At 58.5% G+C, this 12,905-nt stretch carries 12 protein-coding genes; 2 read left to right on the top strand and 10 right to left on the bottom strand.

From position 1 onward, the window contains the following. Positions 1-2 precede the first annotated feature (2 nt). Positions 3-767 carry a uroporphyrinogen-III C-methyltransferase gene (gene cobA, locus AC1RO5_RS20655; RefSeq protein ID WP_493177296.1) on the top strand — a complete coding sequence of 255 codons (765 nt, stop codon included), beginning with the start codon at positions 3-5 and terminating at the stop codon, positions 765-767. Positions 768-849: 82 nt separating this feature from the next. Here cobA and AC1RO5_RS20650 read toward each other — a convergent pair whose 3' ends face one another. From AC1RO5_RS20650 to ppsA, 8 genes are all read right to left on the bottom strand, one after another. Continuing rightward, on the bottom strand, positions 850-1,881 hold the full coding sequence (locus AC1RO5_RS20650) for an OmpA family protein (RefSeq protein WP_305411728.1): 1,032 nt from the start codon (positions 1,879-1,881) through the stop codon (positions 850-852). A 107-nt stretch (positions 1,882-1,988) separates the two neighbouring features. Beyond that, a complete protein-coding gene (sigX, locus tag AC1RO5_RS20645) occupies positions 1,989-2,579 on the bottom strand; it encodes an RNA polymerase sigma factor SigX (RefSeq protein ID WP_026331741.1) in 591 nt (196 codons plus the stop codon). Between the two features lie 86 nt (positions 2,580-2,665). Next, the gene (locus AC1RO5_RS20640) at positions 2,666-3,490 is read right to left on the bottom strand and encodes a mechanosensitive ion channel family protein (RefSeq protein WP_007940637.1); all 825 of its coding nucleotides are present in this window, start codon (positions 3,488-3,490) and stop codon (positions 2,666-2,668) included. A gap of 2 nt (positions 3,491-3,492) precedes the next feature. Then, on the bottom strand, positions 3,493-3,741 hold the full coding sequence (locus tag AC1RO5_RS20635; protein ID WP_007940635.1) for a hypothetical protein: 249 nt from the start codon (positions 3,739-3,741) through the stop codon (positions 3,493-3,495). Between the two features lie 63 nt (positions 3,742-3,804). After that, positions 3,805-4,800 (bottom strand): zinc transporter ZntB, encoded by a 996-nt coding sequence (locus AC1RO5_RS20630; protein ID WP_493177294.1) that lies wholly within the window; start codon positions 4,798-4,800, stop codon positions 3,805-3,807. Between the two features lie 37 nt (positions 4,801-4,837). Further along, complete coding sequence (gene rraA, locus AC1RO5_RS20625; RefSeq protein WP_493177292.1) at positions 4,838-5,329, bottom strand: ribonuclease E activity regulator RraA; 492 nt, start codon at positions 5,327-5,329, stop codon at positions 4,838-4,840. Between the two features lie 192 nt (positions 5,330-5,521). Continuing rightward, positions 5,522-6,511, bottom strand: a complete 990-nt coding sequence (locus AC1RO5_RS20620) for an alpha/beta fold hydrolase (RefSeq protein ID WP_493177290.1) — start codon at positions 6,509-6,511, stop codon at positions 5,522-5,524. A 92-nt stretch (positions 6,512-6,603) separates the two neighbouring features. Then, the gene (gene ppsA / locus AC1RO5_RS20615; RefSeq protein ID WP_007940630.1) at positions 6,604-8,979 is read right to left on the bottom strand and encodes a phosphoenolpyruvate synthase; all 2,376 of its coding nucleotides are present in this window, start codon (positions 8,977-8,979) and stop codon (positions 6,604-6,606) included. Positions 8,980-9,153: 174 nt separating this feature from the next. On the opposite strand from ppsA, the gene ppsR reads away from it, so the two are divergent. After that, the gene (ppsR, locus tag AC1RO5_RS20610; RefSeq protein ID WP_019648260.1) at positions 9,154-9,972 is read left to right on the top strand and encodes a posphoenolpyruvate synthetase regulatory kinase/phosphorylase PpsR; all 819 of its coding nucleotides are present in this window, start codon (positions 9,154-9,156) and stop codon (positions 9,970-9,972) included. A gap of 35 nt (positions 9,973-10,007) precedes the next feature. Here the strand turns inward: ppsR and prpD are convergent, their stop codons facing one another. Next, a complete protein-coding gene (gene prpD / locus AC1RO5_RS20605) occupies positions 10,008-11,492 on the bottom strand; it encodes a 2-methylcitrate dehydratase (RefSeq protein ID WP_493177288.1) in 1,485 nt (494 codons plus the stop codon). 193 nt (positions 11,493-11,685) lie between these two features. Beyond that, entirely contained in the window at positions 11,686-12,876 is a 1,191-nt protein-coding gene (gene prpF, locus AC1RO5_RS20600; protein WP_493177287.1) for a 2-methylaconitate cis-trans isomerase PrpF, read from the bottom strand. Positions 12,877-12,905 lie beyond the last annotated feature (29 nt).

Raw genomic sequence — 12,905 nt, 5'->3', positions numbered from 1 at the left:
CTATGAGCGCAAAAGTCTGGCTAGTGGGTGCGGGTCCCGGCGATCCGGAATTGCTGACCCTCAAGGCGGTTCGCGCGCTGCGCGAAGCGGACGTGGTGTTGATCGACGATTTGGTCAATCCAGTGGTGCTGGAGCATTGCCCGAGCGCGCGAATTATTCCTGTGGGCAAGCGCGGCGGCTGTCGCTCCACGCCTCAAGCTTTCATACATCGCCTGATGTTGCGTTACACCCGCCACGGCAAATGCGTGGTGCGGCTCAAGGGTGGCGATCCGTGCATCTTCGGGCGCGGCGGTGAAGAGGCGCAATGGTTGCGTGAACGAGGGGTCGAGGTTGAACTGGTTAATGGCATCACCGCTGGCCTTGCCGGCGCGACCCAATGCGATATTCCGCTGACGCTCCGGGGCGTCGCGCGGGGCGTGACACTGGTCACGGCGCACACTCAGGATGACAGCAGCCTGAACTGGCAGGCCCTGGCTCAAGGCGGCACCACGCTGGTGGTCTACATGGGCGTGGCGAAACTCAGTGAAATCCGCGAGCAACTGCTGGCTGGTGGCATGGCCGCTAATACGCCCGTGGCGATGATCGAAAATGCTTCGCTGCCGCACCAACGGGAATGTCGGAGCGATCTGACAGCCATGGAAGACGATGCCTGCGCCTTTGAATTGAAAAGCCCAGCCATTTTGGTGATTGGAGATGTGGCAGCCCGTGCAACGTCATCTCTGTGGGAGCGTGGCTTGCCCGCGATGGCGGTCGATCAATCAGCCTGAACTTGCCTGACCCAACCCTTCATCAAATCGCAGACAAAGAAAAGCCCGGCCTAAGCCGGGCTTTTCCAGAGCTGCGAGCTAATTACTTAGCTTGAGCTTCAACCTTCGCTTCTACGCGACGGTTTACAGCACGGCCAGCTTCAGTGGCGTTGTCAGCAACTGGGCGGGATTCGCCGTAGCCAACAGACTGAACGCGGGACGACTGAACACCGTACTGGTTGGTCAGAACTTGCTTAACGGCGTTTGCACGACGCTCGGACAGTTTCTGGTTGTAAGCGTCAGGACCGACGGAGTCAGTGTGACCTTCAACAACAGTAGTGGTGGATGGGTACTGCTTCATGAAGTCAGCCAGGTTTTTGATGTCGCCGTAGCTGTTAGGCTTGACTACCGACTTGTTGAAGTCGAATTTCACGTCCAGCTCAACACGAACAACTTCAGCAACTGCCGGGCAGCCATCAGCGTCAACAGTTACGTTGGCTGGGGTGTCTGGGCACTTGTCAACGTTGTCGCAAACGCCATCGTTGTCGCTGTCGGAGCATACTTCAGCCGGTGCTGGAACTGGAGCAGCAGCAGGCTTGGAGCCGCCACCGAAGTTCACACCGATACCGACGCTAGGAGCCCACTCGGTGTCGCCCTGGTCGATGTTGTACTGAGCTTCAACGCCAGCACGGGCGTAGAAGTTTTCAGTGAAGTACAGCTTGGCACCGCCGCCAACGTTGGCGAAAGTGGAGCGGTTACGACCCGAACCGTTCTGGCCAATGCTCTGGTCCGAGAAACCGGCAGAAACGTATGGACGGATCATGTCGCCTGGGTTGTTGAAGTGGTACAGAGCGTCCAGAGCGGTATCAGCGCCCTTTACGTTGCGACCATCATCTGCACGTACGTTGTGCACTTCGTCGTAGGCCAGACGCAGTTCTACGTCGTCGGTCAGGAAGTAACCAACCGAACCGCCGAACAGGTTGCCGTTGTTCTTGAAGTTACGATCGCTATCGTACTGTTCTTTCTTGGCGAAGCCTTCGATTTCAACTGCGCCTTGGCCTTGTGCCAGCGCGCCGAACGAAGTAGCGGCAATAAGAGAACCAATGGCCAAGCCCAAGGTGTTTTTCAGTTTCATCCGTTAAATCCCCATCTGGTGATTGTGAAGCAGTCCCGCAAACCGGGGGACAACTCGGCGGCAAGTCTATCAGAACTTGCCTACACGTAAGAGATATTTGCGCCGAACTAAGTTTCAGCAATGCCTGCAAATTTCTCACGCAATTTGTCTAGAGCGCGCTTGTACCGCATTTTTGTCGCACTCAAACCCATGTGCATGATGTCTGCGATCTCCTGAAACTCCAGCTCTGCGACAAAACGTAGCACCAGAATTTCACGGTCAATCGGGTTCACATACACCAGCCAGCGATCAAGTCCGCCCTTCTCCTCGGGTTTCGGCGCCTTTTCTTCAGACGCTTCCTCGAGGGGGTCCAGACTCAAAGCGTCCATCAAGCGACGCTTACGCCGTTCCTTCCGATACTGTGTGATGCACTCGTTGTACGTAATGCTGTAGAGCCACGTTTTGAACTTCGATTTGCCCTCGAAGTTCTTCAGGCCGTACAGCACCTTCAACATCACTTCCTGACAGACATCGTCTGCATCACGATCGTTCCCCAGATATCGTGCACAAACGTTAAATAATGTTCGCTGGTAACGCCGCATCAGTTCTTCATAGGCGCGCGTTACGTGAAACAGCTCGGAGTGCGAGCGCGCGACCAACTCCTCATCAGAGAGCTCGCGGGGGTCGTAGCGCGTGGAGAGCGATTGAGCTTTATTCAAAACAAGTCTGGCCGACAGTCAGGTCAATGTCCGCCGCAGCCCTTCAGGGCAATTTGCGGCGGCATACATTAGCAGGATTTGCCGGGTTAGCGGCTACTCACATGCTGCTCCAGGAGAATCCGATTCGAGAGAGAGACTAGCTCACCCTCGTCGGTCAGCACCGTGGTTTTCACCGTGCCGATCTCTTCGATCTGACCTTCGACCTCGCCAACACGCACTTGTTGCCCAACCTGATACAACTCACGCACATAGATTCCCGCAAGAATCTGACCGGCAATTTCCCGGCTTCCCAACCCCATGGCCAGCGCAACCGCCAGACCAACGGTAATCAAGACGATCACAATCACGTGGTTGAGCAGGTCTGTCTTGACCTCCAACTGGCTGATCGCAACCGAAATACTGATGATGATCACCAGGCCCTGGGCAATCCGCCCCAGGCCCGCGGCGTAATCCAGCCCCACGCCCTCTGCCGCGCCACGCACCAGCCCATTGGCCAGTTGCGCCAGCAAGACACCTACCAGCAGCACCAGCGCCGCGCCGAATACTTTCGGCACATACAGCGCCAGCATGTCCAGCGTAGCCGAAACTCGCTCAAGCCCAAGGGATTCTGCGGCAGAAACCAGAAAAATCAGCAGGACGAACCAATAGACAATTTTGCCGATCAGCGTCGAAATAGGCACCTGGAGGCCGGCGCGGGACAGCAACTTGGTCAGTCCGGTGCCGCCCATCAGGCGATCAAGGCCCAATTTGGCGAGCAATTTTGAGAGCAGCGTGTCCAGCAGCTTGGCCACGACAAAACCCAGCAGCAGCACAACCAGTGCGCCAAACAGGTTCGGAATGAAGTTCGCAACTTTGGTCCACAACGCAGTCATTGCAGTGACGAGGCTCTGAGTCCAGAGATCAAGTTCCATATTCAATCAGCCTTATCAGCAGTGCGAGCGGTAGGTTTACGCAGACGAGAAACCGGCGCGACATGGGCCGATCCGTTATTCAGGGCGATCATCAGCGCGGGCAGCCAACGGCCCAGCAGGCTGAACAGATCGCCGGCACCGACCTGGCGGTTGGCAGTTTTGAGCACGCGACCCAGGCACGCATCGTCGTCACGACTGGACGGCGAAGCTTTGAGCATGTCACGCAAAGACTGTTCAAACGGATCGTGCATACGCACCTCTCGTGATATCTGTGAAAGACGCGATCAAATTTGCTCGGGTCACATGGCTCATCATCAGACCCAGCGCAAACGTCGGAATAACCACCACTGCCCCAGCGCCACCAAGACCATCAACAGGCAGGCGATCAGAAAGCCGTAGGGGCTGGCAGAGAACGGAATACCGCCGACGTTGATGCCCAAAAGACCGGTCAGAAAACTCATCGGCAAAAAGATCCCGGTGATGATCCCGAAGCGGTACATCGTGCGGTTCATGCGCACGCTCAAACGCCGGTCTTCAGCCTCCAGGACCAGCCCCACGCGCTCCCGGGTCAATTCCAGCTCCTCGAGGTAACGGGTCAGGCTGTTGTTCAATTCGTTCCAGTAATCGCCATCGTCTTCGCAGAACCATGGCAGTTTTATCCGCGTCAGCTGACCGAAAATATCCCGCTGCGGCGCCAGAAAACGCTTCAGTCCAGCGGCCCTGCGGCGGATCTGCAAAACAGCCCCATGCTCAGGTGTATACCGTTCGTCGGCATCCAGCTTTTCTTCTTCCTCATCGACAACTTCCGAGAGGTCGCCGACCAGATCCTGCACTTTGTGAGTGAGGTATTGCGCCATATACAGGATCAGCTCGGAAGCGCTTCTCGGCCCTTTGCCGTCGGCCAGTTGTACCAACAACTCTTCAGTGGCGCGCAACGGCCGCAAACGCAGGGAAATAACCCGCTGGGCCGAACCGAAGATCCGCACCGAGACCATGTCTTCCGGCTCCGCGCCCGGGTTCAGGTTGACCCCGCGCAGAAACAGCAGCAGTTCAGAGTCCGGCAGCGGCAAAAGACGCGGTCGGGTGTTTTCTTCCAGCAACAAGTCGCAACTAAATTCACTCAGCCCGCTGGATTTACGCAGCCAGGTCTGGGTTTGCGGGTGACTGCGATCCCAGTGCAGCCACAGGCTTTCATGGGCCTGCAGCTGCAAGTCATCGAGTTCAGTCCGGGCTATCGAACGCGCACCGCCTTTACCGTCCAGCACCAGGGCATGTACCAGCCCCCACTGCGCGTTTTCTTCCTCGAACATCCTCACCCCTATTCTTGAAACAAAAAGCCGACAGCGCTTATTCAGGCATTTTCAGCGGGCTTGGCGAGATGATCACGCCGTTGTTATCCGCATAAACGTAGTGGCCCGGGTGAAAGGTCACGCCCGCGAAGGTCACGGCAACGTTGAGATCGCCAACACCGCGCCTGTCGGTTTTCATCGGGTGACTGGCCAGGGCCTGAACCCCCAGATCGGTTTGCGCGATGACGTCGACGTCGCGGATGCAACCGTAGATCACCAGCCCTTCCCAACCGTTGCTCGCGGCTTTCTCGGCCAGCATGTCGCCCATCAATGCGCGGCGCAGGGAACCACCACCGTCGACCACCAGCACCTTGCCGTTGCCCTTGAGCTCGACTTGCTCCTTGACCAGCGAGTTATCTTCGAAACATTTGATGGTCACGATTTCGCCGCCGAAAGAATCACGGCCACCAAAATTGCTGAACATCGGTTCCAGCACCTGCACCAGCTCCGGATAGGCGTCGCACAGGTCAGGCGTGAGGTAATGGTTCATCGAGAAACTCCTGTAACAAGGAAGACAATCGAGTATGCAGCATACTCGGGCCAAGGCTGGACGGTTGCAAATCGCTCCGATCGCACGAACACAGCGGCCGTATCAGTCACTCAAAGTGACCAGATCCGCTCAATGCGTCACATATTAGCCGCAAGCCGACCAGAGAGAAATGCCCTTGTTAGAGCATCAAGCTCAAATCGCTGTGGCCAAATCCGGCTTTTCACCCAGCAAAGGCGTCTGTTGATCCGTCAGCCAGCGCGCTACCAACGGCCAGACTTCAGTCTGTGCAGCCTTGCTGACCAGCATTTCCACGTGACCGAAATTATCGCCAAAGCCTTGCTCGCGGCCAAGGGTGATGAACTGCTTGTGCTCGGAGCCGACTTGATCGAACAGCTTATGGCAGGCCCAGGTCGGGTCCTGATGATCGCCCGCGGCGCTCACGGCCAGCACCGGCAACTGCACCTCGGCCAAACCCGCCCACCAGTCTTTGTCGGCATCGCCGAAACGGCCGAACAGCCCGTACCAACGCATGCTTTCCAGGGCCAGGCCTATCGGCTCGTCCTCCGGGCCGCGTTTGAGGCGTGAGCCCGACAGTTGGGCAAAACGCTTGAGAATGAAGCGCCCGCTCCATTCCACCGGTGGAAACTTCAACGGCCAGTAGGTACGACTGACCTGCGTACCGAAAAACGCCGCAGAAGCCACGACGGGCTCGCCCAGGTACTGGCCGCCCAATGCCGCAGCCAAAGTAATGCCGCCCAACGAATGGCCGATCCAGTGTGGGATCTGGCCGCTTTGCTCGCGCACGAACGCGCCAATGGCCGGCAAATCGTACCGCGCATAATCGGCGACGCTGTTCTGGCGATAGTTCTGGTTGCGCTGAGACAGGCCGTGACCGCGCATTTCCGGAATCCACACATCGAATCCCAGACGCGTCAGGTAAGCGCCCAGGCCCAAACCTTTGGGAGAGAACCAGAACCGCCGATTGGAAAAGCTGCCGTGCAACAGAATCACCGGCACGCCACGCACCGCCGGCTCATCGGCCATGCCCAGGCGCGTCACAGCCAGTTCGACGGTGCCGTCGGGGCTGTTGCCGGGTTTCAAACGATAGACATCTTCGCTCAGATCACCGCGCCGCTCGGCGCTGATCAGGGCGACAGGAAATAGGTTGCTGCTACTTTGCATATGCTCTTGCACAAAAAAGGGCGGCATCCAACGGAGCCCGCCCTACTTGAACCTTAAAGCCTCGGCCACTTGACCGAGGCTTCATTCACGAATCAGGCCGAAGCCTGACCTTCAGCCAGGAAGAACCAGGTTTCCAATACGGAATCGGGGTTCAGCGAAACGCTTTCGATGCCCTGCTCCATCAGCCACTTGGCCAGGTCCGGGTGGTCCGAAGGGCCCTGACCGCAGATGCCGATGTACTTGCCGGCCTTGTTGCACGCGGCAATGGCGTTGGCCAGCAGCTTCTTGACTGCAGGGTTACGCTCGTCGAACAGGTGCGCGATGATCCCGGAGTCACGGTCCAGGCCCAGGGTGAGCTGGGTCAGGTCGTTGGAGCCGATGGAGAAACCGTCGAAGAACTCGAGGAACTCTTCAGCCAGGATCGCGTTGGACGGCAGTTCGCACATCATGATCACGCGCAGACCGTTGTCGCCACGGGCCAGACCGTTTTCAGCCAGCAGATCGACCACCTGGCTCGCTTCGCCCAGGGTACGGACGAACGGCACCATGATTTCAACGTTGGTCAGGCCCATCTCGTTACGCACGCGCTTGAGGGCGCGGCATTCGAGCTCGAAGCAGTCACGGAACGATTCGCTGATGTAACGCGAAGCGCCACGGAAGCCCAGCATCGGGTTTTCTTCTTCCGGCTCGTAGAGTTTGCCGCCGATCAGGTTCGCGTATTCGTTGGACTTGAAGTCCGACAGACGCACGATGACCTTTTTCGGCCAGAACGCTGCCGCCAGGGTGCTGATGCCTTCGACCAGTTTGTCGACATAGAAGCCGACCGGGTCGTTGTAACCGGCAATGCGCTTGTCGACGCTGTCCTTGATTTCCTGCGGCAGGCCGCCGTAGTTCAACAGCGCCTTGGGGTGCACGCCGATCATGCGGTTGATGATGAATTCCAGACGGGCCAGGCCCACACCGGCGTTCGGCAGCTGCGCGAAGTCGAAGGCGCGGTCCGGGTTGCCGACGTTCATCATGATCTTGAACGGCAGCTCCGGCATGGCATCCACGGAGTTTTTCTTGATGTCGAAGCCCAGTTCGCCTTCGAAGATGTAACCGGTGTCGCCTTCAGCGCAGGAAACGGTCACGCCCTGGCCGTCTTTCAACAGCTGGGTGGCGTTGCCGCAACCGACCACGGCCGGGATGCCCAGCTCGCGAGCGATGATCGCCGCGTGGCAGGTACGGCCACCACGGTTGGTGACGATGGCGCTGGCGCGCTTCATGACCGGTTCCCAGTCCGGGTCGGTCATGTCGGAAACCAGAACGTCGCCCGGCTGGACTTTGTCCATCTCGGACACGTCCTTGATGATCCGCACCTTGCCGGCGCCGATGCGCTGGCCGATGGCGCGACCTTCCACCAGCACGGTGCCGGTTTCTTTCAACAGGTAACGTTCCATGACGTTGGCCTGGGTGCGGCTCTTCACGGTTTCCGGACGGGCCTGCACGATGTAGAGCTTGCCGTCGTCGCCGTCTTTGGCCCATTCGATGTCCATCGGGCACTTGTAGTGCTTCTCGATGATCATCGCCTGCTTGGCCAGCTCGCTGACTTCGGCGTCGGTCAGGCAGAAACGTGCCCGATCGGCCTTGTCCACGTCGATGGTCTTGACCGATTTACCAGCCTTGGCTTCGTCGCCGTAGATCATCTTGATGGCTTTGCTGCCCAGGTTGCGACGCAGGATGGCCGGGCGACCGGCTTCCAGCGTGCCTTTGTGGACGTAGAACTCATCCGGGTTCACCGCGCCTTGTACGACGGTTTCACCCAGGCCGTAGGCGCCGGTGATGAACACCACGTCACGGAAGCCCGATTCGGTATCGAGGGTGAACATCACGCCGGCGGTGCCGGTTTCGGAGCGGACCATGCGCTGCACACCGGCCGACAGGGCCACCAGTTTGTGGTCGAAGCCCTGGTGGACGCGGTAGGAAATGGCGCGGTCGTTGAACAGTGAGGCGAACACCTCTTTGGCGGCGCGAATGACGTTTTCGACACCACGGATGTTCAGGAAGGTTTCCTGCTGACCGGCGAAGGAAGCGTCCGGCAGATCTTCGGCGGTAGCGGAAGAGCGCACGGCCACGGCCATGTCAGGGTTGCCGGCCGACAGAGTGGCGAACGCGGTGCGGATCTCGGCGTTGAGTTTCTCGGGGAACTCGGCTTCCATGATCCATTGACGGATCTGGGCGCCGGTCTTGGCCAGGGCATTTACATCATCGACGTCCAGGGCGTCGAGGGCGGCGTGGATCTGATCGTTCAGGCCGCTCAGTTCCAGAAAATCACGATAAGCCTGAGCTGTCGTGGCAAAGCCACCGGGTACCGATACACCGGCACCTGCAAGGTTACTGATCATCTCGCCCAGGGATGCGTTCTTGCCCCCCACATGCTCTACATCATGGACGCCGAGCTTATCGAGGGAAACTACGTACTCTACCAAGGTGATCTCTCCACTAACTGTGTTGGAAAAGCTCAGAAGCCGGCGACTCGGGGGAGCCTTTGCCGGCTGTATGGCCTGGACCTGGAAAATAAGTGAGAATGCGGGCCATTGCCGGCCGACAAATCGCGCCTACTATATCCAAGAATCGATACTAGCTTAAGGCCCAAGGTGCAAATGAAACGATCTGCTTTCTTTATCTCCGATGGCACGGGTATTACCGCCGAAACCCTCGGCCAAAGCCTGTTGGCGCAGTTCGAAAACATTACCTTCAGCAAAATCATACGACCGTACATCGACGACGCTGATAAAGCGCGGGCCATGGTACAACAAATCAACAAAGCCGCCGAAAACGATGGTTTTCGTCCGATTATTTTCGACACCATTGTCAATCAGGACATTCGTGAGATTCTCGCAACGTCGAATGGTTTCATGATCGACATTTTCTCGACCTTCCTGGCGCCCCTTGAACAGGAGCTGACCGAGCATTCTTCCTACACCGTCGGCAAATCCCACTCCATCGGCCACAACTCCAATTACATGGAGCGCATCGAGGCCGTGAACTTCGCCCTCGACAATGACGATGGCGCCCGCACGCACTATTACGACAAAGCTGATCTGATACTAGTAGGCGTGTCGCGATGCGGCAAAACACCGACGTGTTTGTACATGGCCATGCAATTCGGTATCCGTGCGGCCAATTACCCGCTGACCGAAGACGACATGGAGCGCCTGCAACTGCCGACCGCCCTGCGCGCCCATCAGCACAAGCTGTTCGGCCTGACCATCGATCCGGACCGCCTCACCGCGATCCGCAACGAACGCAAGCCCAATAGCCGTTATTCGAGCTACGCGCAGTGCGAGTTCGAAGTGCGCGAGGTGGAGAATCTGTTCCGACGCGAGAACATTCCCCACATCAATTCCACGCATTTCTCCGTGGAAGAGATTTCGGCGAAGATTCTGGTGGAGAAAGGTGTGGAGCGGCGGTTCAAGTAGATAGTCGGCGGCAGTTATGCCGCCTTCGCGGCCAGCTAGATCACAAACAAATCCACAAACCGGTTCACCGGCGTCGCCTCAAGTGCTGCCGGGTCCTTGCACAGCGCAAGGATCTCGGCGCTTCGCTGAGCCGTGAAACGTGTTACCAGATTGGCCTTGAATTTTTCTTCCAGCAACGGAATGCCATCAGCACGGCGCCGGCGATGACCAATCGGGTACTCCACCACCACGTTATCGGTGCTGGAACCATCCTTGAAGAACACCTGCAGCGCATTGGCGATGGAGCGTTTGTCCGGTTCCAGGTATTCGCGGGTGAAACGCGGGTCTTCGACAATGACCATCTTGTCGCGTAGCACATCGATAATCGGGTGCGCGGCGTGGAAGTCGTCTTCGTACTGCTCAGCTACCAGATTGCCGAATACCAGAGGCACGGCGGTCATGTACTGGAGGCAGTGATCGCGGTCCGCGGCGTTGGCCAGCGGGCCGACCTTGGAGATGATACGGATCGCTGATTCGTGGGTGGTGATAACGATCCTGTCGATTTCATGCAGGCGATTCCTGACCAATGGATGCAGGGTGACGGCTGCCTCGCAGGCCGTTTGCGCGTGGAACTCGGCGGGGAAGCTGATCTTGAACAGCACGTTTTCCATCACATAGCTGCCGAACGGCCGGGAAAAACTGAAAGCGCGTTTGCCTTCAGGCTTGAGCCCCAGGTCGCTGTTAGTGTGGCTGAACAGTACATCGTAGAAACCCCATTGCTTGGCGGTCAGTACGCCGGGGATGCCCATCTCACCACGCATCGCAATGTCCGCCAGACGCACGCCCCGACTGGTCGCGTCTCCGGCCGCCCAGGATTTACGCGATCCGGCGTTCGGCGCATGCCGGTAAGTGCGCAGCGCCTGGCCGTCAGCAAAGGCATGGGACAACGCCGACAGCAGTTGCTCGCGATTGGCGCCCATGAGTTTGGCGGTGACGGCGGTCGAGGCGACTTTCACCAGAATCACGTGATCGAGACCGACGCGGTTGAACGAATTTTCCAGGGCGATCACGCCTTGAATCTCGTGCGCCATGATCATGGCTTCCAGCACAGCGCGAATGGTCAACGGGGCGTCGCCATTGGCCAGGCGCTTTTGTGACAGGTGGTCGGCCACCGCGAGAATACCGCCGAGGTTATCGGACGGATGGCCCCATTCGGCGGCGAGCCAGGTGTCGTTGTAATCGAGCCAGCGGACGATGCAGCCAATGTCCCAAGCGGCCTTGACCGGGTCGAGACGATAGCTGGTGCCGGGCACACGGGCGCCGAAAGGAACGACAGTGCCTTCGACGATCGGGCCCAGGTGTTTGGTGCATTCAGGAAAACGCAGGGCCAGCAGACCGCAGCCGAGGGTGTCCATCAGGCAATTGCGGGCGGTATCAAGCGCCTCGGGAGAGTCGATTTTGAAGTTCAGGACGTAGTCGGCGATGTCCTGCAGGACGGTGTCGTAGTCGGGGCGGGTGTTCAGGTCGACGTTGGCGCTCATGTTCGATTCACTCGGTCAGTGGTTCGTTGATGGGACCTCGGTTCAGGGTAGTCTCTGTCAGTTACTACTTTCTTATTTTGGCAACAGGATCAAATGTAGGAGCTGCCGAAGGCTGCGATCTTTTGATCTTGATCCTGAAAAGCAAAATCAAAAGATCGCAGCCTTCGGCAGCTCCTACGGGGGATACATCAAGCTAGAAAGAATCCCCCGGCACGCGAACGTAACCTTCCATCAATACCCGCGCACTGCGGCTCATGATGGCTTTTTTCACCGTCCACTCACCGTTGACCTGAGAGGCCTCGGCGCCCACGCGCAAGGTGCCGGACGGATGGCCGAAGCGCACGGCGTTGCGTTCGATGCCGCCTGCTGCCAGGTTGACCAAGGTGCCGGAAATCGCCGCCGCCGTGCCGATCGCCACCGCTGCCGTGCCCATCATGGCGTGGTGCAGCTTGCCCATGGACAACGCGCGCACCAGCAAATCAATGTCGGTGGCAGCGATCTTCTTGCCGCTGGAGGCGACGTAATCCGCCGGCTTGGCGACGAACGCCACCTTCGGCGTGTGCTGACGCTTGGCGGCTTCGTCCAGATGCTGAATCAGCCCCATGCGCAGCGCGCCGTAAGCGCGGATGGTTTCGAACATCGCCAAAGCCTCCAGGTCACTGTTGATCGCGCCCTGTAACTCGGTGCCGCTGTAGCCAATGTCTTCGGCGTTGATGAAAATCGTCGGGATACCTGCATTGATCAGGGTTGCCTTGAGCGTGCCGACACCCGGCACTTCGAGGTCATCCACCAGATTGCCGGTGGGGAACATCGAACCACCACCACCCTCTTCTTCCGCCGCCGGGTCGATGAATTCGAGCTGCACTTCGGCGGCCGGAAAGGTCACGCCGTCGAGTTCGAAATCGCCGGTTTCCTGCACCTCGCCGTTGATGATCGGCACATGAGCGATGATGGTCTTGCCGATGTTGGCCTGCCACACACGCACCACCGCCACACCGTTGTGCGGAATGCGGCTGACGTCGACCAGCCCATTGCTGATGGCGAACGAACCGACCGCCGCCGACAGGTTGCCGCAGTTACCGCTCCAATCGACGAAGGGCTTGTCGATGGAGACCTGACCGAACAGGTAATCGACGTCGTGATCAGCCTTGATGCTTTTCGACAGGATCACGGTTTTGCTGGTGCTGGACGTCGCGCCGCCCATGCCGTCGATTTGCTTTTCGTACGGGTCAGGGCTGCCGATCACGCGCAGCAATAATGCATCGCGAGCCGGACCGGGAATTTGCGCCGCTTCGGGCAAATCCTTGAGGCTGAAGAACACGCCTTTGCTGGTGCCGCCACGCATATAGGTGGCAGGGATTTTTATCTGAGATGCGTGAGCCATATTGATCCTGTATGGCCAGCGCGGGACTT

It is taken from the genome of Pseudomonas sp. GW822-FHT02G04, from assembly GCF_058802085.1.
The sequence above is the reverse complement of the archived record's forward strand: the minus strand, read 5'-3'. Positions and strand labels throughout refer to the sequence as shown.

What these genes read in the sequence shown, in the direction of transcription:
- cobA (WP_493177296.1), top strand. Translation starts at nt 3, where the DNA reads ATGAGCGCAAAAGTCTGGCTAGTGGGTGCGGGTCCCGGCGATCCGGAA.
- AC1RO5_RS20650 (WP_305411728.1), bottom strand. Translation starts at nt 1,881, where the DNA reads ATGAAACTGAAAAACACCTTGGGCTTGGCCATTGGTTCTCTTATTGCC.
- AC1RO5_RS20640 (WP_007940637.1), bottom strand. Translation starts at nt 3,490, where the DNA reads ATGGAACTTGATCTCTGGACTCAGAGCCTCGTCACTGCAATGACTGCG.
- AC1RO5_RS20635 (WP_007940635.1), bottom strand. Translation starts at nt 3,741, where the DNA reads ATGCACGATCCGTTTGAACAGTCTTTGCGTGACATGCTCAAAGCTTCG.
- AC1RO5_RS20630 (WP_493177294.1), bottom strand. Translation starts at nt 4,800, where the DNA reads ATGTTCGAGGAAGAAAACGCGCAGTGGGGGCTGGTACATGCCCTGGTG.
- rraA (WP_493177292.1), bottom strand. Translation starts at nt 5,329, where the DNA reads ATGAACCATTACCTCACGCCTGACCTGTGCGACGCCTATCCGGAGCTG.
- AC1RO5_RS20620 (WP_493177290.1), bottom strand. Translation starts at nt 6,511, where the DNA reads ATGCAAAGTAGCAGCAACCTATTTCCTGTCGCCCTGATCAGCGCCGAG.
- ppsR (WP_019648260.1), top strand. Translation starts at nt 9,154, where the DNA reads ATGAAACGATCTGCTTTCTTTATCTCCGATGGCACGGGTATTACCGCC.
- prpD (WP_493177288.1), bottom strand. Translation starts at nt 11,492, where the DNA reads ATGAGCGCCAACGTCGACCTGAACACCCGCCCCGACTACGACACCGTC.
- prpF (WP_493177287.1), bottom strand. Translation starts at nt 12,876, where the DNA reads ATGGCTCACGCATCTCAGATAAAAATCCCTGCCACCTATATGCGTGGC.